Source organism: Myxococcus guangdongensis (assembly GCF_024198255.1).
Classification (GTDB): Bacteria; Myxococcota; Myxococcia; order Myxococcales; family Myxococcaceae; genus Myxococcus; species Myxococcus guangdongensis.
Map to the genome: position 1 here is coordinate 347,943 of NZ_JAJVKW010000011.1, position 25,902 is coordinate 373,844.

22 protein-coding genes are annotated in these 25,902 nt (G+C 71.0%); 15 read left to right on the forward strand and 7 right to left on the reverse strand.

The window, feature by feature from the left end:
* The first annotated feature begins 10 nt into the window (after positions 1-10).
* Positions 11-1,150, forward strand: a complete 1,140-nt coding sequence (locus LXT21_RS31085) for an autophagy-related protein 17 (protein ID WP_254041832.1) — start codon at positions 11-13, stop codon at positions 1,148-1,150.
* Between the two features lie 9 nt (positions 1,151-1,159).
* On the opposite strand, the gene LXT21_RS31090 is transcribed toward LXT21_RS31085, so the two are convergent.
* The gene (locus tag LXT21_RS31090) at positions 1,160-1,444 is read right to left on the reverse strand and encodes a hypothetical protein (protein WP_254041833.1); all 285 of its coding nucleotides are present in this window, start codon (positions 1,442-1,444) and stop codon (positions 1,160-1,162) included.
* Positions 1,445-1,803: 359 nt separating this feature from the next.
* Here LXT21_RS31090 and LXT21_RS31095 point away from each other — a divergent pair, with 359 nt between their 5' ends.
* On the forward strand, positions 1,804-2,598 hold the full coding sequence (locus tag LXT21_RS31095) for a sterol desaturase family protein (protein WP_254041834.1): 795 nt from the start codon (positions 1,804-1,806) through the stop codon (positions 2,596-2,598).
* A gap of 126 nt (positions 2,599-2,724) precedes the next feature.
* Here the strand turns inward: LXT21_RS31095 and LXT21_RS31100 are convergent, their stop codons facing one another.
* Positions 2,725-3,417, reverse strand: coding sequence for a hypothetical protein (locus LXT21_RS31100; protein WP_254041835.1), 693 nt, complete (start codon positions 3,415-3,417; stop codon positions 2,725-2,727).
* A gap of 65 nt (positions 3,418-3,482) precedes the next feature.
* Positions 3,483-4,412, reverse strand: coding sequence for a hypothetical protein (locus LXT21_RS31105; protein ID WP_254041836.1), 930 nt, complete (start codon positions 4,410-4,412; stop codon positions 3,483-3,485).
* Positions 4,413-4,815: 403 nt separating this feature from the next.
* On the opposite strand from LXT21_RS31105, the gene LXT21_RS31110 reads away from it, so the two are divergent.
* The 4 genes from LXT21_RS31110 to LXT21_RS31125 all read left to right on the forward strand — a co-directional run bounded on the left by LXT21_RS31110 (position 4,816) and on the right by LXT21_RS31125 (position 9,175).
* Positions 4,816-5,217, forward strand: coding sequence for a BlaI/MecI/CopY family transcriptional regulator (locus tag LXT21_RS31110; RefSeq protein ID WP_254041837.1), 402 nt, complete (start codon positions 4,816-4,818; stop codon positions 5,215-5,217).
* The gene (locus tag LXT21_RS31115) at positions 5,214-7,244 is read left to right on the forward strand and encodes a M56 family metallopeptidase (protein WP_254041838.1); all 2,031 of its coding nucleotides are present in this window, start codon (positions 5,214-5,216) and stop codon (positions 7,242-7,244) included. Before LXT21_RS31110 ends, LXT21_RS31115 begins: the two co-directional genes overlap by 4 nt.
* A gap of 156 nt (positions 7,245-7,400) precedes the next feature.
* The gene (locus LXT21_RS31120; protein ID WP_254041839.1) at positions 7,401-8,564 is read left to right on the forward strand and encodes a 4-hydroxy-3-methylbut-2-enyl diphosphate reductase; all 1,164 of its coding nucleotides are present in this window, start codon (positions 7,401-7,403) and stop codon (positions 8,562-8,564) included.
* A gap of 164 nt (positions 8,565-8,728) precedes the next feature.
* On the forward strand, positions 8,729-9,175 hold the full coding sequence (locus tag LXT21_RS31125) for a fibril protein (protein WP_254041840.1): 447 nt from the start codon (positions 8,729-8,731) through the stop codon (positions 9,173-9,175).
* Between the two features lie 30 nt (positions 9,176-9,205).
* Here LXT21_RS31125 and LXT21_RS31130 read toward each other — a convergent pair whose 3' ends face one another.
* Complete coding sequence (locus LXT21_RS31130) at positions 9,206-10,978, reverse strand: DUF885 domain-containing protein (RefSeq protein ID WP_254041841.1); 1,773 nt, start codon at positions 10,976-10,978, stop codon at positions 9,206-9,208.
* Between the two features lie 248 nt (positions 10,979-11,226).
* On the opposite strand from LXT21_RS31130, the gene LXT21_RS31135 reads away from it, so the two are divergent.
* Entirely contained in the window at positions 11,227-12,375 is a 1,149-nt protein-coding gene (locus tag LXT21_RS31135; RefSeq protein WP_254041842.1) for a TolB family protein, read from the forward strand.
* A gap of 4 nt (positions 12,376-12,379) precedes the next feature.
* Here LXT21_RS31135 and LXT21_RS31140 read toward each other — a convergent pair whose 3' ends face one another.
* Positions 12,380-12,526 (reverse strand): hypothetical protein, encoded by a 147-nt coding sequence (locus LXT21_RS31140; RefSeq protein ID WP_254041843.1) that lies wholly within the window; start codon positions 12,524-12,526, stop codon positions 12,380-12,382.
* A 138-nt stretch (positions 12,527-12,664) separates the two neighbouring features.
* Here LXT21_RS31140 and LXT21_RS31145 point away from each other — a divergent pair, with 138 nt between their 5' ends.
* Positions 12,665-13,042, forward strand: a complete 378-nt coding sequence (locus LXT21_RS31145; protein WP_323395177.1) for a nuclear transport factor 2 family protein — start codon at positions 12,665-12,667, stop codon at positions 13,040-13,042.
* A 115-nt stretch (positions 13,043-13,157) separates the two neighbouring features.
* On the forward strand, positions 13,158-15,017 hold the full coding sequence (locus LXT21_RS31150; RefSeq protein WP_254041845.1) for a SulP family inorganic anion transporter: 1,860 nt from the start codon (positions 13,158-13,160) through the stop codon (positions 15,015-15,017).
* Positions 15,018-15,033: 16 nt separating this feature from the next.
* Here the strand turns inward: LXT21_RS31150 and LXT21_RS31155 are convergent, their stop codons facing one another.
* Positions 15,034-15,504, reverse strand: coding sequence for an MgtC/SapB family protein (locus LXT21_RS31155; RefSeq protein WP_254041846.1), 471 nt, complete (start codon positions 15,502-15,504; stop codon positions 15,034-15,036).
* A 96-nt stretch (positions 15,505-15,600) separates the two neighbouring features.
* Positions 15,601-17,037: a DUF2254 domain-containing protein gene (locus LXT21_RS31160; protein WP_254041847.1), complete on the reverse strand. Its 1,437-nt coding sequence runs from the start codon at positions 17,035-17,037 to the stop codon at positions 15,601-15,603.
* A gap of 499 nt (positions 17,038-17,536) precedes the next feature.
* Between LXT21_RS31160 and LXT21_RS31165 the strand changes: the two genes are divergently transcribed.
* The 6 genes from LXT21_RS31165 (at position 17,537) to LXT21_RS31190 (ending at position 25,821) form a co-directional block, all read left to right on the forward strand.
* The gene (locus LXT21_RS31165) at positions 17,537-20,254 is read left to right on the forward strand and encodes a DUF748 domain-containing protein (RefSeq protein ID WP_254041848.1); all 2,718 of its coding nucleotides are present in this window, start codon (positions 17,537-17,539) and stop codon (positions 20,252-20,254) included.
* Between the two features lie 210 nt (positions 20,255-20,464).
* On the forward strand, positions 20,465-21,736 hold the full coding sequence (locus LXT21_RS31170) for an NAD(P)/FAD-dependent oxidoreductase (protein WP_254041849.1): 1,272 nt from the start codon (positions 20,465-20,467) through the stop codon (positions 21,734-21,736).
* Positions 21,737-21,925: 189 nt separating this feature from the next.
* A complete protein-coding gene (locus tag LXT21_RS31175; RefSeq protein ID WP_254041850.1) occupies positions 21,926-23,212 on the forward strand; it encodes a sigma-54 interaction domain-containing protein in 1,287 nt (428 codons plus the stop codon).
* 173 nt (positions 23,213-23,385) lie between these two features.
* Positions 23,386-24,096 carry an MBL fold metallo-hydrolase gene (locus LXT21_RS31180; RefSeq protein ID WP_254041851.1) on the forward strand — a complete coding sequence of 237 codons (711 nt, stop codon included), beginning with the start codon at positions 23,386-23,388 and terminating at the stop codon, positions 24,094-24,096.
* A gap of 115 nt (positions 24,097-24,211) precedes the next feature.
* The gene (locus LXT21_RS31185) at positions 24,212-24,811 is read left to right on the forward strand and encodes a rhodanese-like domain-containing protein (protein ID WP_254041852.1); all 600 of its coding nucleotides are present in this window, start codon (positions 24,212-24,214) and stop codon (positions 24,809-24,811) included.
* A complete protein-coding gene (locus LXT21_RS31190) occupies positions 24,808-25,821 on the forward strand; it encodes a sulfite exporter TauE/SafE family protein (RefSeq protein WP_254041853.1) in 1,014 nt (337 codons plus the stop codon). The genes LXT21_RS31185 and LXT21_RS31190 overlap by 4 nt, the downstream gene beginning before the upstream one ends.
* Positions 25,822-25,902: the final 81 nt, after the last annotated feature.

Consider the following 25,902-nt stretch of genomic DNA (forward strand, 5'->3'; position numbering starts at 1 on the left):
GTGCAGCCCCATGGCCCTCTCCCTGCAGTTCCTCCACCGCGAGGAGTTCGAGTCCCGCACCTTGCGCGCGCTGGGGGGTGGAGCGTGCATGGGCATCTTCGCGGCGCTGGCGCTGCGCCTGTGGGCCCCCTTCGAGCCCGTCGTCCGGCTGACGCTGGAGCCGGGCTACTTCGCGGTGCTGGGCGCCGCGCTCGCCGCCGCCCGGACCGCCAAGGGTGGAGGCTGGGGGCTGCGCGCGGCCCTCACCGTGCTGCCCGTCTTCCCCTTCCTCTTCTCCGCCCCGTGGCCCCTGGCCCAGAGCGTGGCGGGCTGCATCGCCGCCGCGCTGGTGACCTGGCTGGGCCATGGCCGCGAGCAGCCCGGCGCGCCCGTCCCCGTCGCCCTGAGCGCCGCCGCCGCGGGTGTGCTCACCCCGGTGGGCCTGTACGTGCAGCAGGTGCTGGACGCCCACTTCCTCGGCAACACCGCGCTCGTCTCCCTGGTGGTGGGCTACGCCTGCGTGGCGCTCTTCTGGAGCATCGGCACGCTGCCCTCGCACCTGGTGCTGCACACGGACGCGGTCGAGGCGCGGGGCAAGTCGCTGCAGGGCACGCTCACGGGGGAGGCCCAGGAGCTGACCACGCGCGCGCTCGGGCTGTATCAGCAGTGCAAGACCTCCGCGCTGCGGCTGCCCGCGAGCCCTGGCCGACAGGAGCTGCTCGGCGTGGTGGAGAAGATGGCCTCGGAGAGCTTCTCCCTCGCGGAGGCGCACGCGGGCCTGACGGCGCAGCTCGACTCCGTGGTGGCCCATGACGTGGATGCCCAGGTGAAGGAGCTGCGCGCCCGCGCCGCCGCCACCCAGGACAGCGTGGCGCGCCGTCAGCTGGAGCTCGCCGCGTCCTCGCTGGGCGAGGAGCTCAACCACCTGGATGCCCTGGGCCGCAAGCAGGAGCGGCTGCTCGCCCAGCTCCACGCCCAGGTGGCGCTCCTGGAGCGCGCCCGCGTGTCCTTCATCGGCGCGCAGGGCCACGAGCTGGGCGCCAAGGGGGAACAGGCCGCGCAGCTCGCGCGCCGGCTCAAGGGCCTGGGCGAGGAGTCCGCCACGCCGCCCGCCCCCGTCGACGACGCCGCCCGCCCCGCCACCAGCGCGGCCACGCGGCTTCCCAGCTAGGACGCCCGTTCAGGAAGCCTGGCTCTTCTTCTTGCGCGCCGCGGTCCGACGCTGCTTGGGCTTCTGCTGCTGCGTCCGGGCCCGGAAGCTGCCGGGCGGCGCGTGCAGTTCGTCCGCGATGCGACGTTCGATGGCCTCGCGGGTGTCGCGCGCCACCAGGAGCGCCGCCTCGATTTCCTCGCGCACCCGCGCCGCCTGCTCCTCGGCCGCCGCGCGGTACTCCGAGGTGGGTCGACGTAGGGCGAGCGAGCCCCGGTCCTCCCCTTCCACCGGCTGGGTGCGCCGCGTCGTCACCGCAGCCTGCCTCCGAGCCCTGCTCCCTCGCGCCTTGTCTTCCCCAGCCTTTTCCGCCATGAGGGCCTCCCCGCGCTGATCCCTTGCGTCGAACATGGGCCCCGCGCTTCCCGCCGGGAAGTCCGCCGCATGACTCGGCCCCCACCCGGGCGGGAGGGCAGGCGGCCCACCGCGGGGACGCACAGCAGCGGTGCTTCTCTTGGGCCGCAGAAAAACGTAAAAGCCGAGCGGATGATTGTGGCGCGAGCGCGCCCGGGCCCTGCTACTCACAGCGGCGCCGCATGCCCCAGGCCGGCGGGCATGGCGCGGCCCACCTGCTCCACTGCCCCGACGGGCAGCGTCCACCTGCGAGGCATACCGTGGCGGTCAGCGCACCCTTTTCGTTTCTGAAGAACCGGAAGCACAACCTGGACCGGATGACGCTGGGCGACCTGGTCTATTCGTTCTTCACCTACTACGCCGTGCTGGCCTACATCACCGTGGGCATCGTCAGCCTGGTGTACGCGGTGAAGTGGTTCGAGAGCCCCGTGCGCACGCTGTTGTCCATGGCGGCCGCGAGCGTGGTGTTCCCGCTCGGCTGGTTCCTGGTGCACAAGCACATCCTGCACAGCCGCTTCCTCTACAAGTCGCCCCTCACCGCGGCCACGTGGAAGCGCATCCACTTCGACCACCACCAGGACCCCAACGACTTGCGCGTGCTGTTCGGCGCGCTGGCCAACGTGCTGCCCACCGTGGGCGGCGTCATGGCGCCCATGGGCTACCTCATCGGCGGCAAGGCGGGCATGGCGGCGGCGCTGGGCTGGGGCATGGTGATTACGTGCTTTTATGAGTTCTGCCACTGCATCCAGCACCTGAACTACACGCCGAAGCTGGGCTTCCTGAAGGACATCAAGCGCCTGCACCTGTCGCATCACTTCCACAACGAGCAGGGCAACTACGGCATCACCAACTACTTCTGGGACCGGCTCTTCGGCACCTACTACGCCAAGGCCGCTGACCTGCCCAAGAGCCCCACCGTCTTCAACCTGGGCTACACCGCCGAGGAGGCCCAGCGCTATCCGTGGGTGGACCGGCTGTCCAACGGCACGCGCGGGGACGGACACCCCAAGCGCTTCTGGCAGGGCAAGGACGGCCAGGGCACCCAGCCCGAGTAGTGCCAGGCCGCGCTCGCGCGCGACGACGGGCGGGCCCCCACGAGGAGGACCCGCCCGCCGTCTCAGTCCGTGCTCACCGGAAGGGCGCCACGATGCCGCCCTCCGGGAGCCTCACCTCCTCGTCGGCTAGAACTTCACCGCGCCGGTGGGCAGCAGCAGGGTGCTGGTCTCCACCAGGCCGCTGGCACCGGGCGCGGAGACATCCACGATCGAGCGCGACACGTCCAGGTGGAGCACCGCGCGGCCACGCGTCCTCAGGTCCGACACCTTCGCCTCGAAGGTGATGGGGGCCACGCGGGCGTCGAGCTGCGAGGCCTGCGCGGACTGACGGGCGAAGTCACCCATGGCGTTGAAGTGCACGGTGATCTGCACCTTGTCGATGCCGGGAGGCACCGTGAAGCGCGCGGCCAGCGGCGCGTGGACCCCGTCGGCGAGCTCCAGCAGGTTCGACACCACCTGCACGTTCACCGGCTTGCCCTCGGCGGTGATGGTGACGTCGGAGACGGGCACCTTCAGCGAGGTGAAGTCCATCAGGCTCTCGCCCTTGAGCCGCAGCTCGAAGCTCTGCGTGGAGGGCGTGCCGGGGTCCTCGCCACCGGGCACCGGGTCCGGGTCCTGACCACCGGGCACCGGGTCCGGGTCCTGACCACCAGGCACCGGGTCCGGGTCCTGGCCACCGGGGGTGGGGTCCTCACCGCCGGGGACGGGCTCCTCCACGCCGGGGTCTTCATTGCCAGGGACCTGCCGGGAATCATCACCACCGCAGGCGGAGAACAACAGGGCCGAGGCCCACAGGGTCGACATCAGGAACTTCTTCATGACTTGTTACCTCAAAGGCTTTCAGTGATTCGGTTGTGTCTGGAATGGGTTTGGGACGGCGACGCTCACGGAGGAGGAATGCAGAACAGCCCCGTGGGAATCGTCGGGTCGATGGCGAGCGCCTGCGCCGCCTGCGGCGTCGAGGGGCCGGGGTCGAACCCGCCCGGGAACGCCGTCGTCTCGCAGGAGTTGTTGTAGGTGTCGAGCTGCGTGGCGAGCGTGTTCAGCTGGGTGCAGTTGACGGTGCCCAGCGCGGTGAGGATGAGCTGGAGCAGGTTGGCCGGGACCGTGGCGCCGCCGAACACGCGCTGGTTGCAGGTGGCCACGAAGAGCTGACGCCCCGCGAGGAAGCGGATGCGGTCCAGCTGGCTGCGCGGCAGGTTGGTGATGGGGTAGCGGTCCGGGTCACCCCAGAGGATGCCCTCGGCGCCCGCCAGGCCGAGCACGACGCCGATGCTGCCCAGCGGAATGGGCCCGCCGGCGAGGCACTGCTGCACCGCCGGGATGTGGTTCTTCCAGAAGCCCAGCGAGCGCGTCGCGTTGGCGCACGCCTGCGGCGGCTCCTCGCAGGCGATGCGCGCGGTGCACACCGAGCTGCCCAGGTCGAAGCCCGCGGTGAACGTGTTGTCGATGTTGTTGTCCGGCAGGCCGTCCAGCAGCGCCAGCGTGCGGCACTCCGTGACGTTGTTCAGCGTGAGGCTGAAGTTCGACGTCACCGACTGGCCCACGGGAATCACCACCGGAGGCAGCGGGCTGAACGTGAAGCCCCGCGTCGCCAGCAGCGGGTCCAGGGCCGTCAGCATGATGGACGGCAACGTCGGATGGACGTTGTTGACCTGGAAACTGTAGTTCGCGGTGAACGGATACGTCGAGGCAACCACCGACGCCTGCCCATTCACCAGCTTCGTGCACGTCAAGTCGTGCGCCTCGGCCACTCCCGACAACCCCACCACGGCGGCACACGCCGCCCCCATCCAACTGCTCCACGCCTTCATGTGTCTGCCTCGTCTTTGCTTCGCGGCTCGAGCCCCGATGACCCGCGCCGGGCAGACCCTTTTTCACCGGATGTGCCACGCGCCCGACCTGTCAGGTCGCATTTGTGGCAACGAACCCACCTCCCTCCAGGCCGACCTGCCTGGACCCGAGGGGTGCTTGCGTGGCCCCCGCGTTTCCCTCCGTGGGTAGAAGTCTTCCCACTCGGAAAAACGGATTCTTCTCCGCGTGGGTAAAACCCGGGAGCAGGCAGGCGCGCGGATGGGGAACCTACGGCCCTTGCACTGGCGTCACCCACACCGTGGGAGTGACTACCACCTCACGGGCGGCATCTACGAAGACCTTCGTTGACATCTACGAACCCGTTCGTATGATGGCCTCGTGGATGCTCGAAGCGAGGGAGTCATGAGCGAGGCGGTGCTGCCGCGCCCCACGGATGGCGAGCTGGCCATCCTGCGGGTGCTCTGGGAGCGAGGAGACAGCACGGTGCGGGAGGTCCATGAGGTCCTCTCGCGGCGCGAGCCCGCGGACGCGGGCCCGGGCTACACGACGGTGCTGAAGCTGATGCAAATCATGACGGACAAGGGCCTGGTGGAGCGCGACGAGACGCAGCGCGCGCACGTCTACCGGGCGAAGGCGACCGAGCAGCGCACGCAGCGGCAGTTGGTGACGGACCTGGTGGAGCGCGCCTTCGGCGGCTCTCCGGCGCGGCTGGCCATGCAGGCTTTGTCCTCGCGCAAGACGAGCCCCGAGGAGCTGGCCCAGCTTCGCCAGCTGCTCGAATCCCTGGAAGGAGCGGACGAATGAGCAGCCTGGTGATGGAGTCGCTGGGGTGGGCGTTGGTGCACTCGCTCTGGCAGGGCGCGCTGGTGGCGGTGGGGCTGGCCGCGGCGCTGTTGACGGTGGGCCGTCACGCGGCGAACGCGCGGTATGCCCTGGCGTGCGGCGCGCTGGTGCTCGCCGTGGCGCTGCCCGTGGCCACCGGCTGGCGGCACGCCTCGCGCGCCCGGGCCGAGCGGTCCGAGTCGTCGCGGGGCGTGGAGCAGGGGCTGGACGCCCCGGCGTTCCAGGCGGCGCGGGCCCAGGTGATGGCGCGCGTGTCGCGGGCCCTTCGCGCCGAGCGCCAGCCCGCGCTCGAACAGGCGGAGGGCGAGGGCTTCGACTGGCGCCACGCGACGCCGACCTCGGCGCTGGCGTGGCTCTGGGAGCGCGCGAGCGAGGCGGCCCCCCGGCTGCTCAACTGGCTGGTGTTCGCGTGGGTGGCGGGCGTGGGGCTGAGCTCCGGACGGCTGACGGCGGAGTGGGTGCGGCTGCACCAGCTGGCGCGCCGCGCGCTGCCCGCGCCCCGGGAGTGGCAGGAGCGGCTGGACGCGCTGTCGGGCCGCCTGGGCCTGAAGCGCGCGGTGCGGCTGCTCCAGTCGGTGGAGGTGGACGTGCCCTCCACGGTGGGCTGGCTGTCGCCGGTGGTGCTGCTGCCCGTGTCCACGCTCTCCGGACTGCCCACGCGTCAGCTGGAGATGGTGCTCGCGCACGAGCTGGCCCACATCCGCCGGCATGACTTCGCGGTGAACCTGGCGCAGGTGGTGGTGGAGACGCTCTTCTTCTACCACCCGGCCGTGCGGTGGATGTCCAACGTCATCCGCGTGGAGCGCGAGCACTGCTGCGACGACGTCGCGGTGGGCGCCAGCGGCAACTCCGTCTCCTACGCCCGCGCCCTCACCGCGCTGGAGACGCTGCGCGTGATGCCCCCCGTGGAGAGCCACGCCATGTCCGCCCTGGGTGGCTCGCTGCCGGAGCGCGTGCGCCGACTGGTGACACCGCCCGCGTCCCGCTGCTCCTCGCGCTGGGTGGCGGGGGCCTCGGTGCTCACGCTCGTCAGCGGCCTCGCCGTCGCCGCGCCGCTGGCGTCGCTGGTGCTGCCCCGGACGCCTCCGAGCACCCTCGCCCCGCTCGCCGGGCTCAGCGCCCTCCCCGCGCCTGTCGCCCCGCCCGCGCCTGTCGCCCCGCCCGCGCCGGCCTTCCCCGCGGTGGACGTGAAGGTGGACATCGCGCCGAAGGTGAAGCTGGCCGCCGCGCCGAAGGTGAAGGTGGACTTCGAGCGCGAGGACGACGTCGACGGGAGCACCCAGGTGGGCGCGGGGCAGCCGCTCTCCGTGGACCAACTGGTGGCGCTGAAGGTCGCCGGCGTGACGCCGGAGCGGGTGAAGGAGCTGCGCGGCATGGGCTTCGAGCCCACCGTGTCCAACCTGGTGGACATGGGCCACGCGGGCGTCTCCCCCGAGTTCGTGAAGCGGATGAACGAGTTGTTCGGCCGCAAGCTGGAGGCGGGCACGTTGGTGGAGCTGCGCCACCTGGGCGTCACGCCGGAGTACGTCGCGGCGCTCTCGGGCGCGGGCTTCGACACGAAGGACCCGCGCGACGTCATGGACGCCCGCGCCGTGGGCGTGAGCGAGCAGTACGTCCAGGGCTTGAAGGCGGCGGGCTACTCGGGCCTGCCGCTCCAGCAGGTCATCGAGCTGCGCGCGGTGGGCGTGGACCCGGGCTTCATCGGCGCGCTGGGCAAGGCCGGCCTGACGAAGCTGACGGCGGACGAACTCCATGAACTGCGCGCGGTGGGCGTCACGCCGGCGTGGCTGGAGCAGATGCGCTCGGCGGGCGTGGGCACCAAGGACCCGCAGGAGCTCACCGAGCTGCGCGCCCTGGGCGTCAACCCGGACTTCCTGCGCGAGCTCAACGCCGCGGGGCTGAAGAACCTCACCACCGAGGAGCTGGTGCGCCTGCGCGCCGGCGGCGTGAACGCCGAGTTCATCCGGCGCATGCGCGACACCCAGTAACACCTGTCACACCGTCACGCAGAGGTCGGAGGGCTTTTTCCCTCCGGCCTCCGGACACCCGCCTCCCCTCTCATCACCGCCTTCCCACGGAACGGGCCCACGCCAGGGCGCGCGCCGGACGGGAGGGCTCCATCCTCGAATCGAAGGAGCCTCACCATGCGTCGAGCATCGTCCTCGTGGTTGTTGTGTGTCCTCATGCTGGTGACGAGCGCCGCCTCCGCCGCGAGCGAGCTGCGCGGGACGTGGAACGCCTCCGCGCACCCGAAGTCCCCCGACCAGCTCCACCTCAACCTGAGCCACCCCGAGGACGCGCAGAAGGGCCGGGGGCACATGGGCTTCAGCGAGGCCCGCGCCGCCTTCCAGGGCCTGCCCACCGGGGACGGGCCGGCCACCTTCACCCTGCCCCGTGAAGCCGGCACCTTCGCCTTCACCGGCAGTTTCCAGGACGGCGAGGGCGCGGGCCACTACCGCTTCACGCCCAGCGATTCCTATATCAAGACCATGGCCTCGCTCGGTTACGCCTCGCTGACCCCGAACCAGCAGTTCCAGCTCGCCGCCACCAACGTCACCACCCAGCGCATCAAGGACCTGGGCGCGCTGGGCTACAAGAACATCCCGGTGGAGAAGCTGCTGATGGTGGGCATCTTCGACATCACGCCCGAGTACGTGAAGGAGCTCTCCAAGCTGGGCTACGAGAAGCTCGACCTGGACCAGCTGGTGCAGGGCCGCATCCACGGCGTCACGCCCCAGCGCGTGAAGGAGCTGGCGGACGCGGGCTACGCGAAGCTCGCGTGGGACGACCTCATCTCCATGAACATCCACGGCGTCACGCCCGCCTTCGTGAAGGAGATGAAGGAGCTGGGCTTCAAGGATTTGGGCCCGAGCAAGGTCGTCGCGCTGCGCATCCACGGCGTCAGCGAGGACTTCGCCCGGCAGATGCGCGAACTGGGCTTCCAGGACGTCGCGGCCGACAAGCTGGTCGCCTTCCGCATCCACGGCGTCACGCCGGACTTCGTGAAGGAGATGCGCGAGCTGGGCTTCAAGGATTTGGACGCGGACGACTTCGTCGCCTTCCGCATCCACGGCGTGAAGCCCGCCTTCGTGAAGGAGATGCGCGAGCTGGGCTTCCCGAAGCTCACGTCGGACGAGCTGGTGAACTTCCGCATCCACGGCGTCACGTCGGACTTCGTCAAGAAGCTGCGCGACGCGGGCTACACGAACATCACGCCGGAGGAGCTGGTGCGCCTGCGCATCCACGGCATCGACGAGACGTTCATGCGCGCCATGTCCAAGGGCGACAAGGGCAAGGGCGGCAAGTAGCGGATGGACCAGGGGGCGCCCGGGCCGGGGCGCTCGGGCGGGCGGGGGCCCGTCGCCAGGGCGTGAGAGCGTCCACTGGACGACGGAACACGGGGGCAAGCGCGTGCACGTGCGGGACGCCAGCCTCACCTTCGCCAGCGGGCGGCGTGGAGGAGGTGGGTGCAATGGTGTCACTGCGAATCGCGTGTGTCGGGTTGCTGGCGCTTTCGGCGTGTGCCTCGTCGAGGCCCTCGGTGGTGAGGGCGCCACGGCAGGAGGCCGCGCCCATCGCGACCTTCCCGGACGAGGGAGGCACCTACGGCTACCGCGCGGAGGACCCGGTGCGGGTGGGCTGGGGCAACCCGGGCATCATGGCCTTCTTCGAGCTGCTGCGAGGCCCCCAGGGTCAGCGCGTGGCCTGGAAGCGGCTGGGGCCGTGTGATGAGGGCCCCTCGCGGGAGTACGCGGACCTGGTGATGTTCGAGGTGAGCTACGACGGCCTGGGCCTCCCGGTGCGCATGTACCTGGACCCCAGCCACGGGGCGTCCATCCGCGCGCCCCGGGGCTTCACCATCGAGGGCCTGTCCTCGCGCGACACGCCCCAGACGCCCGAGGACGTCATCGAGCTGTAGGCGCGCGAGGATTCGGGCGCGGGTGCTCGCCTACTCCAGCGACGGGGACGCGTCGCCGGGGATGAGCACCTTGCGCGCGAGCGCCACGGGCAGGCCCAGCTGCAGGAAGCGGTCGTGGAAGTCCTTCAGCACGAAGGTCTTCCCGCTCGCCTCCAGGTGCTTCTTGTAGTCCTCGCGCAGCTTGAGGATCTGCATGCGGCCCAGCGCGTAGTACAGGTAGGTGGGGTTGGAGGTGCCGCGCTCCACCTCGCGCAGGGCGGGGAAGGGCTCGAAGTAGGCAATCTCCGCGTAGCGCTTCGCCACGGCCTCGACCGGCTCGTTGTACACGTGCAGCGCGAGCGCCGCGTACCAGCGCGCGTGACGCTGGAGCGCGCGGCGCAGCTGGCCCAGGCGCACCGCGGGGTCACCCTCGCCCAGGCCCTCGTCCACCATCATCTGCTCGGCGTAGTGGGCCCAGCCCTCCACCACGGAGGCGGGGGTGAAGACCTTGCGCACGTCGGTGGGAATCTTCGCCCCGTAGAGCAGCTGCACGAAGTGGCCGGGCATGGCCTCGTGCACGGTGATGCCCAGCAGGCCCGCGCGGTTGAAGTACGTCAGGTGCTGGGCCTTCTCCTCGGAGGACCACTCCGACTCCACGTTGGTGATGTTGTAGTAGGCCTCCTTGGCCTTGCTCTCGAAGGGGCCCGGCGTGTCCATGGACGCGAAGCCCAGCCGCTCGTACGGGGGCGTCTCGCGCACGGACGGCAGCGAGTCCGAGGGCAGCGTGAGGATGTCCTTCTCGCGCACGAAGCGCTGCAGCTCCACCAGCTGCTTGCGCGCCAGGGGAATCAGCTCCTCGGCCTGCGGGTGGTCCTTCACCAGCGCGGCCATCACCTCCGCGGGGGACTTGGTCGGGTCCACCTTGGCCGTCTCGCGCGCCACCCAGGCCTGGTACTCGCGGATGGCCCGCTCGTTGATGTCGCGCAGCTGGTCCGCGTTCAGCGTGACGTGCTCCTCCAGGGCCAGCTTCTTCTCGAACCGCTCGCGGCCCAGGCGGAAGTCGCCGGTGGCGCGGGGGAGCAGGTCCTGCTCCAGCCACGCGGTGAAGGCCTCCATCTGCTCGAGCGCCTTGGCGCGCGCGGCGTCGAAGGCCTGGCGCTCGGCGGGGGGCAGCTTGTCGGCGCCCTGGGCCTCGAGCGCGCGAGGCAGGTCCACGCGCAGGTACACCTGGGTGCCGCGCGCGTCGCGGATGGCCTGCTCGGCCCACAGGCGGGGCACGTCCTGGAGGTTGACCTTCGCGGCCTCGAGCACGCGCGGGATGTCGTTCATGCGCGAGCGCATGTGCATCATCCGCTCGGACAGGGGCGCGAAGTCGCGCGAGGACAGGCTGGACAGGCCGCCGGAGACGAGCCCCACGTAGGCGCCCGGGTTGCGGCGCCAGACGCGCTCCTCCTCCAGCTCCATCAGCTCCGCGCGGAGGGCGTTCTCGAGCACCACGCCGTCGACGGCGTCGTCACCGGAGAGCGCCGAGCAGTTCACCTGCTCCAGGCGGGTGAGCCAGCCGCGCAGCGCCTCCGCCTTCCGGTCGAGGGCCTCCTGCGAGACTTCCTGCAGGTGGGCGTCGTGTTTGTGGAAGCCCAGGCGCGTGGCGCGCACGGGGTTGGCGGCGGCGAACCAGTCGAGGTACTCGCGGATGAAGTGGGAGTAGGCGGTGGTGGCCGCGTGCGAGGGCGTGGGGAGGGAGGACGCATCCCTTCCTTCCTTCGGGCGCGAGGCGCACGCGCAGACACTGGCCAGCAGGACGACGGCGACACGGATACGCATGAGGGCTCTCATCGAGATTGACGGGCCCCAGTCTCCGCACTGTGCGCCTGAAGGGGTAGGCGGAAACAAGGGCCGACGTCGGACGCCGTCCTGCGCTCAACCCGCCACGTCGCCCCCGAGGTCACGGTTGACCGTGTGGTGAATCACCCTTGTGTGTCCGCGCACGTGGGTCCGTCGTGCGGCGGACGCTCGCGTGTCGCGCGGCGACGACTTGAACACACGGATGATGTCGGCCCAGGCTCGCGGACATGAACACTCGTGCCTGGGTCTTCTGTGGAGCTCTGGGATTGTTGGGGACCGCGTGCGCCACGGTCTCTCCAGTGAGGCCGCTCGCTCCCGATGGCGACTATGGAACACGGGCGCCCTTCATCTTCCAGGCCGCCGCGCCGGATGGTCGGTGGATTCTCGCGTGTCAGGCCCGCGAGGACACGGACCAGGATGGCAAGGTGGAGGTTCGCTTCGACCCGCATGGTGGGCTCATGGGAGACACGGCTCGGCCCTATCTCTTCCTCGAGCCGGGCGAGGGCCTCGCCGTCGATGATGTCCTCACCTGGGACACAGAGGGACGACGACTGGCCCTGCTGCGCGATGGCGCGATTCACCTCCTCGACACCACGACAAACGAAGAGACGCGGCTCGGCGACTGGAGCCTGGCGGACGACGAGACGAAGGCGCCACGTCCACCCATGCGCGCCAGCTTCTCGCGGGACGGCCAGCGCCTGCTCTACCTCCGGCGAGAGGGAACGCGGACGGTGCCGGTGCTTCGGGATGTGACGAGCGGCAAGGAGCGGAGGGTGGACACGGGACCAGGGTTGCTCGGACAGGCCTTCCTTCACCCCGATGGCCACTGGATGGTCTTCGACGTGGTGGTGAAGGACACCGACCAGGATGGAGTCCTGAGATGGCCCCAGGAGCAGACCACGCTGGCACCCGCGCGGTGCCGAGGACGGGTCCTGTCGAGTTCGTACATGGGCTTCCGCGGAGACCAGCCCGTGCGACGCTTCCAACGCATCACGGGAGGACCCCTCATCGAGGGAGAGGACATCCTCCAGCCGCTCGGTGAAGGACTCCTCCGGCGGGCTCCGGACGGTACGCTCTTCTTCGAGGACGAGGATGGCGACCGGACGACGTGGGTGCCCGCGAGCTGCAAGGCCCACGTGCTCGCCGGGGATGCGCCTCGCGAACAACCCGTCGTCGGCTGTGATGCGCGGAATGAGCTCGCGGACCTGCGGGCCGGTCAGGTGCTGGGCCTCGTCACAGACGAAGACGAACCCGAGACCATCGACACCCGCGGGCGCGCGCTGCACTTCCTCCAGCCGAGGCCCGACGGCACACCCGGCAGGCGGTCCGCCTCCTGGGGCCCCGTGCGATGGCGTCCCGCCGTGCAACCCCAGTGACGCCTCACGCGCGCGACGTGTCTCCCAGCAGCGTGTGCGTCCACGGCGCATCCACCTCCGCCGCGCCGATGGCGACCATCACGTTGGCCAACGTCCCCTGCGCGAACATCTCGCGGATGCGCGCGTCCGACGCGCCCGAGGCCCCTCGCACGTACTCCACCTGCTTCGCGTAGCAGTCCCTGGAGCAGCACCATGAACGCCACGACCCGTCCCCCCAAGCCCTCCGCGAGCGGGCGCAGGACACCTTCTCCAAGCATCTCGAGGACCTGTCGAGCGGTCGCATCCCGCAGTGGGTGGAGCTCTTACGGAGGACGGGGTGCTGGAGTTCCCCTACGGCCCGGAGGGCTTCCCCCAGAAGGTCGAGGGCAAGGAGGCGCTGCACGGATACATGAAGAACTTCCCAGAGCACTTCGACGTGCGCTTCAAGGACCTGCGCTTCCACGAGACGGTGGACCCGACGCGGGTGGTGGCGGAGTTCGCCAGCGAGGGCACGGCGCGGTCGACGGGGCGCCCGTACCACCAGAAGTACATCTCCGTGGTGGAGACGCGCGACGACCGCATCACCCGGTACGTGGACTTCTGGAATCCGCGGGTCGCCATGAAGGCCATGGCGGTGGAGGAGTCGCGCGGCATGGGCGCCTCCTTCCTCGGCGCCGGGGCCTCGTGAGTGTGAGGGGCGCTCGGACACGCGGGCGATGAGCCCCTCACCTCCTACCGCCAGACGATGACCGCGCGCCGCGTGCCCTCCAACGTCCCGGGATGTACCCGCCGGAGGGGCCCGAGTGACCGAGCATGCGCAGCGACAGACCTCCCGCTTCCTGCCCTTCCTCGCGTGGCTGCCCGCGTGGCGCCCCAGCTCGCTCAAGCGCGACCTGGTGGCGGCCCTCACCATCACCGCGCTGCAGATACCGGAGGCCATGGCCTACGCGGAGCTGGCGGGCGTCCCACCGCAAGCCGCCTTCTACGCGGGCCCGGTGGCACTCGTGCTCTATGCGCTGCTGGGCACATCGCGACAGCTCGTCGTCGCCATCTCCGCCACGGTGGCGGTGCTCTCCGCCTCCACGGTGGCGAGCCTCGCGCAGACCGGAACCCCGCGCTTCATCGCGCTGACGGCCGCGCTCGCGATGCTCGCCGGAGTCATCTCCCTCCTGGCCGGAATGCTCAAGCTCGGCCGCATCGCCCAGTTCTTCTCCGAGTCGCTCCTCACGGGCTTCGTCTTCGGGCTCGCGCTCGTCATCGCCATCAAGCAGGTGCCCAAGCTGCTCGGGCTCGATGCCGGCGGTGGCAACTTCTTCGAGCGGCTCTGGCACCTCGTCACCCACCTGCCGCAGACACACCCGCTCACGCTCGTCGTGGGCGCGGCGAGCCTCGGGCTCCTGCTCGTGCTGGGCCGCTGGGTGCCGAAGCTGCCCGCGTCCCTCGTCGTCCTCGTGCTGGGCACCGCGTGCATCGGCCTGCTCGGACTCCAGAGCCACGGCGTGAAGGTGGTGGGTGACATCCCCTCGGGCCTCTCCGGCCCCGCGATTCCCGACGTCGGGTTGAAGGACCTGCTGGGCCTCCTGCCGGGCGCGTGCGGCATCGCGCTGGTCACCTTCGCGGAGGCCATCGGACCGGCGCGCGTGCTCGCGTCGAAACACCGCTACGAGGTGGACGCGAACCAGGAGCTCATCGGCCTGGGCGCCGCGAACCTGGGCGCCGGGCTCTTCCGCGGGCTCTCGGTGGGCTGCAGCCTCTCGAAGTCCGCCGCCAACGACGCGGCCGGCGCCCGGACACAGATGCCCAGCCTGCTCGCCGCCGCGCTGCTCGCGCTGGTGGCGCTCTTCTTCACGCCCCTGTTCCGCACGCTGCCGGAGGCCACCCTGGCCGCCATCGTGGTCCTCGCCACCGCGGGGATGATGGACGTGAAGGAGATGCGCCGCCTCTTCACGCTGCGCCGCACCGACTTCCTCCTGGCCACGGGCGCGATGCTGAGCGTCCTCGTGCTCGACGTGCTCCCCGGGTTGTTGGTGTCGGTGGGGCTCTCGGTGGCCTTCCTCGTCTGGCGGGCGAGCCAACCCCGGCTGACCGAATTGGGCCGCGTCCCGGGCACCCTCGACTTCGCCGACGTCCACCGGCGCCCCGCGCCCCTCCGCATCCCGGGCCTGCTGATACTCCGGCCGAACGAAGGCATCTTCTTCGCCAACGCCACCGCGCTGCGAGACGCCGTCATCGCGCGCGTCGACCCGTCGAGCACCCCGGTCCACACCGTGCTGCTGGACCTCGAAGTGACAGCGGACCTGGACGTGCCCGGCGCGGACATGCTCGGCGAGCTGAAGGAATCACTCGACCAGCGGGACATCACGCTGATGCTGTCCAGGGTGCTCGCGCCCACCCTGTCGCTGCTCGACAGGACCGGCGTGACGGAGCGCCTGGGCGAGCGAGACCTCCAGCCCCAGACGCTCAACGGCGTCATCGAGTACCTCACCCGCCGGGCGCACCACTCGAAGGAGGAGTGGGCCCTCATCCGCGATGGTCTCCAACGCCTGGTCGAGCTGGTCGACGAGGCGCACGACTCCTCGGAGGACGAGGGTGAGCGCCGAAGGCTGGAGGAGCTGCGTCGCACCCTGTCGCGGCTCGACACGCCTCACGGGCCCCCGGAGTGACGGGGAGCGAGGAAGCTCAGCGTCGTGGGTCTTCCGGCTGTTCGCCCCGCAACTCGCGCATGATTCGGCGACGGTGGAAGACGCGGCTCTCCAGCAGCCCCACCAGCCAGCTCGTGAGGGAGATGGAGGGCGCCACGCAAGCGGCGAGCAGCGGGTTGCCCAGTGCGGCCTCGCAGCCCACCGCCGCCGCAATCCAGATGGAGGCGGCCGTCGTGATGCCGAAGATGGCGCTGCCCTTCTTGAGGACGCTCGCCGCGCCCACGAACCCGATGCCGGAGGCCACGCCCTGGATGATGCGCAGCGAATCCGAGGGCGTCCCCGTCAGGTTCGCCCCGGACGTACAGAAGAGCGCGGCGCCCAGCGTCACCAGGTAGTGGGTCCGTACGCCGCCCGGCCGCCTCCGGTAGGGCAGCCCCAGGACGATGCCCGCCGCCCCCGCCACGAACAGCCGAACGAGCAGCTCTCCACTCCCGAACTCCGCGGCCATGACACGCGGCCCCCCGACCGCGCGCCAAAGGTGGTGCTCCCGTGTGGCGCTCGCAACACACGCCAGCGCCGGCCTCCCCTCGGGACCAGGGCGCGTTCAGAAGCCGATGGCCGGCAACGGTGGCCAGGGCGCCCCCTGGAGCGCGTGCTCCAGCGCCTCGGCATGGTGTCGGACGACCGCATGCTCCGAGGTCGTACGGAGGTCGTGGAGCTGCGCCCGCGCGGCGCCGCGGTCCGCGTCCTCACGCGCGTCACGCGCCACGGTGGCGAGCAGGCGCAGGAGCCGGAGCATCACGGAGGGCTCCGTGGCGCCGTAGCGCAGGACCGGCTCGGTGACCTGCTCCAGATGGTCGCGCAGCGAAGGTGAGCGCAGGAACACGCGCGGCGTTCCCGCGCCATCCGGCAGCACGCGCGGCCCCAGGTGCATCGAGCCCAGCTCACGCAGCAGGAAGGTGAGCTGGTCCAGCGCCTCCACGGCCGTGTACGGGTCGTTGATGCCGGGGGACAAGGCCCGGGTGGCGACATCCACCAACTGCCGCACGCCCAGCGACACGTCCCGCGCCTCGTCCCGCCAGCGCCCCAGGCGGATGGCGCGCGACACGAGCGCCGCCGTCTCCTCGCGCCCCGCGGCCTGGCCCCAAGTCCCCGACACCACCCACCCCACCTGCTCACCGCGCACCACCGGCTCTCCCACGGCGCGCTCCAGGTGCACCACGAGCCCCCTCGCCGTCGCGACCGCCAGGAGCGCCCGCGCATCGACGGCGACGATGAAGCCGCTCCCCACGGCCCGCAGCGGCCACGACGCCGCCGTTCGCGAGCCCGACGCGCCGGGCCCATCCAGGTCCGCCACGCTCGAGCCTGACGCACCGTCCTCTGCTCGCGAACCCGAAGTGCCGGGCACCCTCACGTCCTCCGCGCGCAACGGCTCCAGGCCTCGGGCGACCGCCAGCGTATCCACGCGCACCCGCCGGACCAGGTTCTCCACGCGCATGAGCTGCAACGTCTGCAGCACCTGGAACACGAGCGCGCCCTCGCAGACGACGAGCAGCCACATGGCCAGCGCGAGCGCGGGGCGAGGAACGCGCCCGACCTGCGCGACGAGCCCGAACTCGTGGGCCGCCACCAGGCAGAAGACGCTCGTGGCGATGAACACCGGGATGACGACGCGGATGCCCGCGCTGTGCAGGTACAGCCGCAGCAGGCGCGGCGAGTACTGGCCCGCCGCGTTCTGCACCACGAGCATGGACAGGGACAGGACGATGCTCAGCGACGTCAGCGACACGCCGAGCACCGTCGACAGCATGCTCCGCGCCTCCGCGGGCGTGGCCGACCAGGCCGCTCCACTCAGGCCTCGCACCACCGGAGCGCCTGGGCTCACGAAGAAGATGCCCAGGCTGGCCCCCAGCAGCGCGCCCACGAGGGGAGGGACCCACAGCCGGTGACGCCGCCACTCGTGGAAGGACCTGCCCTCGTCGCGCCGTCGTCCCGCCCCGGCCCACGCTCCCGCGCGAGGAAGCACCTGTGTCGCCGCCATGTGCGTCTCCTCCCTCACGAGGCCCTGGGTGCTCCGTTCCCCCATCCGGCGCCTGCGACGAAGCTGGGCGCCGGCGGGCGCCAGGACAACGAGGGCCCACACCGAGAGGGAGGCGTTCGTCCCCCAGCAGGAGCCCACCGCCCGGGGCCCACCACGGTCGAACCCCGCGAATCCGGGAGGCAGGGCGCTCCCCCCAGGCGCACGCCCACCCGGCCCCGGGACAGCCGACGTGTGCGGGTCAGGCCTTCCCTCCGGGCCCGCCCGTGCATACCTGGAGCGTGTTGGGTGGCAAGGAGGCGCCAGAGGGCCGGCTGGCGCCTCCGCTCTCGTCCCCGGGACGACCGGACGGGCCCCGAAGCCACTCCCCTGGAAACCACGCATCACGTGGCCGCGCCAGACGCGTGCGGCGCGCCCCGGGCTGGGCTAAGCGTCTCGACGTGAGCCCAGGCTCCGCGCCGGCCGAGACCCGGGGCCCGCTCACCTGAGGAGGAACCAAGCGATGTCCGACGTCGTGAAGAAGAAGCGCCGCTGGCCGTACGTGCTCGGGGGAGTCTTCGCGCTCCTCGTCGTCGCCGTGCTCGTGGTGCTCTGGCGGCTCGACGCCATCCTGTTGAAGACGGCCAAGGAGCAGGCCGCCACCTATTCACAGAAGCTGGGCCGCCCGATTGAAATCGGCGACATCTCCACCCAGCTCTTCCCCAGCGTGGGCGCGGTGGTGGAGGACGTCTCCATCGGCGCGGGCGAGGGCGAGGACCTGCCGCTCGCGACGCTCGCCAAGGTGGACGTCAGCGTGGCCGTGGGGCCGCTGCTCTCCTCGAGCGGCAAGGACATCCAGGTGAAGAACGCCGAGGTGTCCGGCCTCACCGTCAACGTGGTGCGCCTGGCCGACGGCACCACCAACGTCCAGCGCCTGCTCGAGCGCCTGGCGGAGCAGTCCCCTCCCGAGGAGGAGAAGCCCGAGGAGGAGTCGAAGCCCACGGACCTCTCCGGCGTGCACGTGGAGCGCGCCGCGCTCACCGACGGCACCATCCGCTTCGTCGACCGCGCCGGGGGACAGGCCGCGCGCGAGCTGGCGGTGAAGGACCTGGACGTCGAGGTGAAGGACCTGCGCGCCGGCAAGCCGCTGGTGGTCGACCTGGCCGCGGCGGTGCTCGCGGAGAAGCAGAACCTGAAGCTCTCGCTGCACGCGGCCCCGCTGCCGCCCACGCTGATTCCCACGCCGGAGCGCGTGACGCTGAAGGCGGAGAAGATTGACTTGTCCCCGCTGGGCCCCTTCCTGCCGCCCGACGTGGGCCTGCAGGCGGGCACGCTGGACGCGGACTGGAAGGCGGAGCTCGGCGGCGCGGTGCCCGGTGGCAAGGGCCCCACGCGGCTGGTCGGCGCCATCTCCGCGCTGGGCATGCGCTTCGCGGGTGCGGAGGGTGGCAAGGCGCTGGACGTGGTGCTCGACACGGACGTCACCGGGGACCTGGCCACCGGAGACCTGTCGCTCGACAAGCTGAAGCTGGACCTGGGCCCGGCGAACATCACGGGCAAGGGCCGCGTGAAGGGCATGCTGTCGGACGCGCCGTCGGTGGAGGGCTTCGAGCTGGTGGGCCGCGACCTGGACCCGGCGGTGCTCGCCGAGTACTACCCGCCGCTGAAGAAGCAGCTCAAGGGGATGATCGCCGGCCCCATCGGCCTGGACGTGCGCGCCAGCGGGACGCAGGCCGCGCAGGCCATCAACGTGTCGGTGGACCTGACGCCAGTGCGCCTGCGAGTGCCCGCGCAGCTCACCAAGGAGTCGGGCGGCGCCATGAAGCTCACCGCGAACGTCACGGGCGCGGCGGCGAGCGGCGGCGCGCTGAAGTTCGACGCGAAGGCGGACCTGTCTGGCGTGGACCTGCGGCCGGGCCTGCTGGTGGACAAGGCCCCGGGGCAGCGGATGGAGATGACCGCGGCGGGCACGTACGCGCCCGGCAAGGGCGGCGTGGGCATGAAGGTGGACGTGCCGAAGATGACGGCGCACCTGCTCCAGGACACGGTGACGGGCAGCGCGTCGTTCGCGACGGCGGGCACGGGCAAGAAGCAGACGACGACGTTCTCCGCGGACGTGAAGGCGAACAAGCTGGACGCGGACGCGCTGCTGTTCGACGAGCAGGAGCTGGCGGCGCGCAACGGCGGCACGGTGCCCGCGCCCGGGTCGGCGGAGCTTCCCCCCGAGGACCCCGCGCGGTTCAACGGCTACCGGGGTGACATCCGCTTCGCGGTGGGCACGCTGCGCTACACGCAGATGGACCTGACCAACGTCACCGGCGTGGTGAAGATGACGGACGACCTCATCTCCGTGGAGAAGTTCTCCTCGGGCGTGTTCGGCGGCAAGGTGGTCGCGGACGGGACGAGCATCCGCCTGGGCCCCGCCGCGCCGCAGCGCCCGTTCGAGGCGAAGGTGAAGGTGGAGGGCGTGCAGGTGGCGGACGCCATCGCGCAGGCCACGCCGCGCAAGGTGATGACGGGCACGTTCAACGGGAACGTGGACGTGAAGGGCATCGGCTACACGCCGGAGAAGCTCAAGGAGACGCTCCTGGGCGGCATCAGCGGCAACATCCTGGGCGGCACGCTGCTGGGCAAGGATTTGGTGTCGTCCGTCTCCGAGCCGCTCGCCAAGGCGCTCCCCTTCGCCTCCAAGGCGCTCAAGAGCAACGAGGTGACGTCGCTCAGCGAGAACCTGCCCTTCGGCGTGCAGATCAAGAACGGCGTCGCGCAGCTGTCCAAGCCGATCACGTGGACGCGGCCGGAGGCGGCGCTGAGCTTCGACGGCGGCATCAAGCTGGACGGCACGCTGGACCTCACGGGCGCGGTGGCGCTGACGCCGTCGACGGTGAAGACGTTGACCCTGGGCAAGGTGACGCCGCCGTCGGACATCCCGGTGGGCCTGAAGTTGACGGGCCCGGCGTGGAAGCCCGAGGTGACGGGCGTGGACGTGAAGCCGGCGGTGACGACGTTGGCGAAGCTCGCGGCGTCCTCGCTCGCGGGCAGCCTCATCGGCGGTGAGCGCGGCCAGCAGGTGCAGCAGGCCATCGAGGGCGGCGAGGAGAAGCTGCGCGCCGACGCCGAGGCGAAGCGCAAGGAGATGGAGGCCAAGGCCGCCGAGGAGAAGAAGCGCCTGGAGGCCGAGGCGAAGAAGCGCGCCGAGGAGGAGGCCAAGAAGCGCCTGCGCGGCATCTTCGGGAAGTAGCGCACGGTACGACGGGAGCCCTCACGGCCCGGTCGAGCGGATGTCCTCCCCAGGACGCTCGCTCCTCCGGGCCGTGTTGCATGAAACACCCTGAAACGGTGTGAAACAGCGCCGCGCTCCAGCACACACGCGGGCTGTCCTCGGGGACGATGGTGGCATGCGCCCTGCTAAGGCCCCCTGCCGATGTCATCCAGGCAGGGAGCGAGCACGATGAACCCGAGCGAGGACTGCGGCTGCACGGACCCGGCGACGACGCCCATGCCCTACGTGGCGCCCGTGAGCGAGCGCCACCGGGTGCTCATCCTCGGCGGAGGCACGGCGGGCATCTGCGTGGCGGCGAGGCTCGCGAGGCTGGGGCAGAAGGGCGTGGCGATCCTGGAGCCCTCGGAGCGCCACTACTACCAGCCGCTCTGGACGTTGGTGGGCGCGGGCGAGGCGCGCATCGAGGACACCGTGCGCGCCGAGGCCAGCCTCATCCCCCGAGGCGTGAAGTGGCTGAAGGACGCCGCGGAGGAGGTGGACCCCGTGCGGCAGGAGGTGCGCACCCGGGGCGGGCTGCGCGTGGGCTACGACTTCCTGGTGGTGGCGCCCGGCATCCAGCTGGACTGGGACCAGGTGCGGGGTCTGCGTGACGCGCTGGAGACGGAGCACGTCAGCAGCAACTACGACGTGAGGCTCGCGCCCAAGACGTGGCGGATGCTGCGGGCGTTCCAGGGAGGCACCGCGCTCTTCACGCATCCGACCACGCCGGTGAAGTGCGCGGGGGCGCCGCAGAAAATCATGTACCTGGCCGCCGACCACTTCCGCCGCACGGGCATCCTGGAGCGCTCGCGGGTGGTGTTCGGCTCGGGAGCGAAGGCCATCTTCGGGGTGCAGCCCTTCGCGCGGGTGCTGGAGGACGTGGTGAAGCGCTACGGCATCCAGACGCACTTCGGACACGACCTGGTCGCGGTGGATGGAGCGCGGCGCGAGGCGACGTTCGAGACGATGCGCGAGGGGCAGAAGACGCGCGTCACGCTGGGCTACGACCTGCTGCATGTCACGCCGCCGCAGAGCGCGCCGGACTTCATCCGGAACAGTCCGCTCACCTCGCGCGAGGGAGCGTGCAGCGGCTGGGTGCGCGCGGACAAGTACACGCTCCAGCATCCGGGGTTCCCGAATGTCTTCGCGCTCGGGGACGCGTCGGACCTGCCCACGAGTCGCACGGGGGCGGCCATCCGCAAGCAGGCGCCGGTGCTCGTGCAGAACCTGCGCGACGTCATGGCGGGCCGAGCGCCCACCGCGAGGTACGACGGGTACGCCTCGTGTCCGTTGACCACGGGGTACGGGAAGCTGCTGCTCGCGGAGTTCGACTACGACGGCAAGCCCACGCCCAGCTTCCCGCTCATCGACACGACGCAGGAGCGACGGGACATGTGGTGGATGAAGAAGTACGGCCTGCCCCAGCTCTACTGGAAGGGAATGCTGCGCGGGCGGGCGTAGTCCCAACGTTTTTTGCGCCCTGCACGTGCTCCCGCTCTACGGCAGGGGCATGCTGCGCGGGCGGGAGCCCCAACGCGTGTGACACATGCGCGTTGCCCTCGTCTGCTCCACGGCAGCGGCGCGCGCATACCGGACACGCAGCGCCACGGGCGTGCCTGCGAACCCACTCCGCGCTATGCACCCCGGAGCATGCCCACGTCCCGCACTCCCCAGCGTCCGCCCCGGCTCGCCTTGTCCGCGCTCGACGCACTCGCGGGCGCCGTGCTCCTGGTGGACGCGGAGCGCCGCATCGCGGGCGCGACCTCCGCGCTGGAGTCCCAACTCGGCGCCCCCATGCGCGAGGGCACACCCCTCGCGGAGCTCCTCTCCCTCCAGGGTGGCGCCGAGCGCCTGGACACGCTGCTCACCACGGGACGCGAGACGACGGCGAAGCTCCGCGCCGGAGGCACCGTCAGGGTCCGCGCGATGGCGCTCGGCAAGGTCGGCTGGGCGCTCACCTTCCGCCAGGACGCCTCCCCTGCCGCCCTCGACGGCACCGAGGTCTTCCACGGCCTGTGGACCCAGGACGCGGACCTCCGTCGAGTCTTCCGCATCGTCGAGAAGGTCGCTCGCACCGAATCGAGCGTGCTCGTGCGAGGCGAGTCCGGCACGGGCAAGGAGCACATCGCGCACGCCCTGCACGAGCTCTCGCCGCGAGGCAAGGGCCCCTTCCGCGCCATCAACTGCGCGGCCCTCCCGCCCAGCCTCCTGGAGAGCGAGCTGTTCGGCCACGTCCGCGGAGCCTTCACCGGCGCGGTGCGAGACAGCCCCGGACACTTCCGGCTCGCGCACGGTGGCTCGCTCTTCCTCGACGAAGTCGCGGAGCTCCCCTTGGACCTCCAGGCGAAAATGCTGCGCGTCCTGGAGACGCGCACCGTCATCCCCGTGGGAGGCCGAGCCCCCGTCCCGGTGGACGTGCGCATCATCGCCGCCACCCACCGCGCACTGCGTCGAGAGGTCGAAGCCGGCCGCTTCCGCGCGGACCTCATGTACCGCCTGCGCGTGGTCCCCATCTTCCTCCCCACGCTGAGAGAACGTCGGGGCGACATTCTTCCGCTCGCACTGCGCTTCCTCGACGAACTGCACCAGCGAGGGACGCGGCGCGTGGAGCGAATCGCGCCCGGCGCGCGCAAGCTCCTCGAGTCCCACGGATGGCCGGGCAACGTGCGCGAGCTGCGCAACGTCATGGAGTACGCCTACGTCATCGGCGAGGGCCCGGTGCTGCGCGAGGTGGACCTGCCCCCCGAGTTCTCCGAGGCGAAGGCCCTCTCCTCCGCGGCCACCGGGACGACGACGGGAGCCACGCTCGACGAGGAACAGGTGCGCGCGGCCCTCACCCGAGCGGGCGGCAATCGCTCCGAGGCCGCGCGCCTGCTCGGCGTCAGTCGCGTGACACTCTGGCGCCGCCTGCGGGCCTTGGGCGAAGCTGCGCGGTGAGCGAGCGACCGTCCTCGAACCAGGGCGACCGTTTCACCCAGGTGTTTCACCTGTTTCCTCGAAGTGGGTGCCACGACCGGCGCGCTCGGGCCGTCACTCGGAGCCGCATCGCTGGCATGGGGCTCGCAGTACCGCTGCACATGCGCTGCGACCAACACAGGAGGGAAGTGGACATGCTCTTCCGGCAGCTCTTCGACTCGGAGTCCTCGACCTATACCTACCTGTTGGCGGACCTGACGACGCGGGAGGCGGTGCTCATCGACCCCGTGCTGGAGCAGGTGGAGCGGGACACCCGGCTGATGGAGGAGCTGGGGTTGAAGCTGGTGGTGGTGATGGAGACGCACGTGCACGCGGACCACGTCACCGGCGCCGGGCAGCTGCGCGAGCGTTTGGGCGCCCGGGTGATGGCTTCGGCGAAGGGTGCGCCCTGCGTCGACCGGCAGCTCGCGCATGGCGACGTGGTGCGCGTGGGCCAGCTGGAGCTGCGCGTGCTGGAGACGCCGGGCCACACCGACGACAGCCTGAGCTTCCTGTGCGACGGCCGACTCTTCACGGGGGACGCGCTGCTGGTGCGCGGCACGGGCCGCACGGACTTCCAGAATGGAGACCCGGGGCAGCTCTACGACTCCATCACCCGCGAGCTGTTCGTCCTGCCCGACGCGACGGAGGTGTTCCCCGCCCATGACTACGCGGGCTTCACGTCGTCCTCGGTGGGCGAGGAGAAGCGACACAACCCGCGCCTGGCGGGCAGGACGCGTGACGACTTCGTGCACTTCATGAAGTCGCGGCAGATTCCTCCGCCGCGCAAGCTGGACGTGGCCGTGCCAGCCAATCGCGCCTGCGGCCTCACCGCGCCGACAGATTCGGATTCACCCTCCGCGTGACGTGACACGTGCCCGCTGGGGGCACGTCGCCAGTCCCTCCCTTCCAGGGCCCCGACCGCCTCCCACGATGGACGCGGAGCGGGGACCCTTTTGCTCGAATCGAAGGAGTCGCAGCTTGAGTCACCTCTACGACAGCGCCCATCCCCGGCCCGAGGGTTATCGCGACGTGGACGTCCAACAGCTCGCGGCCGGGCGGTCCCCGGGGCTGCACCTGGTGGACGTGCGCGAGCCCGCCGAGCTGGATGGGCTTCTGGGCCACATCGAAGGCGTGCATCCGGCGCCGCTCGCCACGGTGCGCGAGGCAGCGGCGCTGTGGCCACGGGACACGGAGGTGCTGCTCATCTGTCGCTCGGGTGCGAGGTCCGCGAGAGCGGCCACGCAGTTGGTCCAGATGGGGTTCACGCGGGTGATGAACCTGGGTGGCGGGATGCTCGCATGGAACACACGAGCGCTGCCGGTGGTGCGTCTGACCACGGAGCCGCTCCCGAGCCTCGGCCAGGTACGCGACATGCTGCGCGCAAGGCTCACGGGGATGCGCGTGCCCGCGGTGGAGTCCCTGTCACCGGAGCCCTCGCGCGAGGACCTGAGCGCGGTGCTGGATGCACTCCAGGCGGAGCCGCCGAAGGAGCGCAAAGACGCGGCGGCGTTCGAGAAGACGCTGCGCGAGGTCCGGGACCTGCTCGCGGTCGCGAGGACTGGAGGCAGTCGTCCATGATGTGGGCCGTGGGGATGGCGGGCGCGTTGCTCGTCGGGGTGTTGTTGGGGTTGTTGGGAGGTGGGGGCTCCATCCTCACGGTGCCGCTCCTGGTGTACGTGCTGGGGGTGGAGCCGCGCACGGCCATCGCCATGTCCCTGGTGGTGGTGGGCGTCACGAGCGCGAGCGGTGCGCTGCTGCACGCGCGAGCGGGCCGGGTGAAATGGCGCACGGCGCTCCTGTTCGGAACGGGAGGGATGGCGGGTGCGTTCCTGGGTGGGAAGCTCAACCCGCTCCTGTCGCCCACGCTGTTGCTGCTGTGCTTCGCGGGGGTGATGGTCGCGGCCTCGGTCGCCATGTTGCTGCGCTCGGAGGCACCGACGCCGACGACGAGCAGCCCCGTCACGGCCGACACGCGGGGCACTTCACGAGTCACGTCCGAGCCGCCTGGCGCAAGCGAGCCACGCATCCCGGGCCCCCTCGACAGGCCCGCGCGGTCCACCCGCCTCGAGAGCGGTTCCTCCGTCTCCGTGGCGCGCGTGGTGGTGCAGGGAGTGGGCGTGGGAATCCTCTCGGGACTCGTGGGCGCGGGAGGCGGCTTCCTCATCGTCCCCGCCCTGACACTGGTGGGGCTGTCCACGCCGATGGCCACCGCCACCTCGCTGGTGGTCATCGCGCTCCAATGCGCCGCGGGCCTCGTCGGACACCTGGGACACATCGAGCTCCCCTGGCGCCTCACGAGCGAGGTGCTCGCCATCGCCCTCATGGGAAGCATGCTCGGAGGCCGGTTCGCCGGACGCGTGGCCCCCGGAGTCCTGCGCCGAGGCTTCGCCCTCTTCGTGCTCGCCACCGCGACGTTCCTGCTCCTGGCTCAGCTTCCGCCCACCGTGCACACGTACCTGGGGCAACGACTGTCCAACGCGGGAGCCTGGCCCTGGCTCATCCTGACGACCACCGTGGGGCTCTCCACCCTCGTCGTGCGCAAGCACCTGCGCACGGTCCGACAGCGCACCACGGTCCGAGGTCTCTGACACCAGACGCTCACGCACGGGCGCCCACCGAGCTCACGGCCCCCCGGCAACACGCGCAAGCGCCACGGCCCGCCCTCCGAC

Excerpts from the sequence above, each read along its gene's own strand:
- LXT21_RS31175 (WP_254041850.1), top strand. The coding sequence starts at position 21,926 with ATGCCCACGTCCCGCACTCCCCAGCGTCCGCCCCGGCTCGCCTTGTCC.
- LXT21_RS31190 (WP_254041853.1), top strand. The coding sequence starts at position 24,808 with ATGATGTGGGCCGTGGGGATGGCGGGCGCGTTGCTCGTCGGGGTGTTG.
- LXT21_RS31135 (WP_254041842.1), top strand. The coding sequence starts at position 11,227 with ATGAACACTCGTGCCTGGGTCTTCTGTGGAGCTCTGGGATTGTTGGGG.
- LXT21_RS31085 (WP_254041832.1), top strand. The coding sequence starts at position 11 with ATGGCCCTCTCCCTGCAGTTCCTCCACCGCGAGGAGTTCGAGTCCCGC.
- LXT21_RS31115 (WP_254041838.1), top strand. The coding sequence starts at position 5,214 with ATGAGCAGCCTGGTGATGGAGTCGCTGGGGTGGGCGTTGGTGCACTCG.
- LXT21_RS31120 (WP_254041839.1), top strand. The coding sequence starts at position 7,401 with ATGCGTCGAGCATCGTCCTCGTGGTTGTTGTGTGTCCTCATGCTGGTG.
- LXT21_RS31165 (WP_254041848.1), top strand. The coding sequence starts at position 17,537 with ATGTCCGACGTCGTGAAGAAGAAGCGCCGCTGGCCGTACGTGCTCGGG.
- LXT21_RS31100 (WP_254041835.1), bottom strand. The coding sequence starts at position 3,417 with ATGAAGAAGTTCCTGATGTCGACCCTGTGGGCCTCGGCCCTGTTGTTC.
- LXT21_RS31170 (WP_254041849.1), top strand. The coding sequence starts at position 20,465 with ATGAACCCGAGCGAGGACTGCGGCTGCACGGACCCGGCGACGACGCCC.
- LXT21_RS31110 (WP_254041837.1), top strand. The coding sequence starts at position 4,816 with ATGAGCGAGGCGGTGCTGCCGCGCCCCACGGATGGCGAGCTGGCCATC.
- LXT21_RS31180 (WP_254041851.1), top strand. The coding sequence starts at position 23,386 with ATGCTCTTCCGGCAGCTCTTCGACTCGGAGTCCTCGACCTATACCTAC.
- LXT21_RS31155 (WP_254041846.1), bottom strand. The coding sequence starts at position 15,504 with ATGGCCGCGGAGTTCGGGAGTGGAGAGCTGCTCGTTCGGCTGTTCGTG.
- LXT21_RS31105 (WP_254041836.1), bottom strand. The coding sequence starts at position 4,412 with ATGAAGGCGTGGAGCAGTTGGATGGGGGCGGCGTGTGCCGCCGTGGTG.
- LXT21_RS31125 (WP_254041840.1), top strand. The coding sequence starts at position 8,729 with ATGGTGTCACTGCGAATCGCGTGTGTCGGGTTGCTGGCGCTTTCGGCG.
- LXT21_RS31130 (WP_254041841.1), bottom strand. The coding sequence starts at position 10,978 with ATGCGTATCCGTGTCGCCGTCGTCCTGCTGGCCAGTGTCTGCGCGTGC.
- LXT21_RS31160 (WP_254041847.1), bottom strand. The coding sequence starts at position 17,037 with ATGGCGGCGACACAGGTGCTTCCTCGCGCGGGAGCGTGGGCCGGGGCG.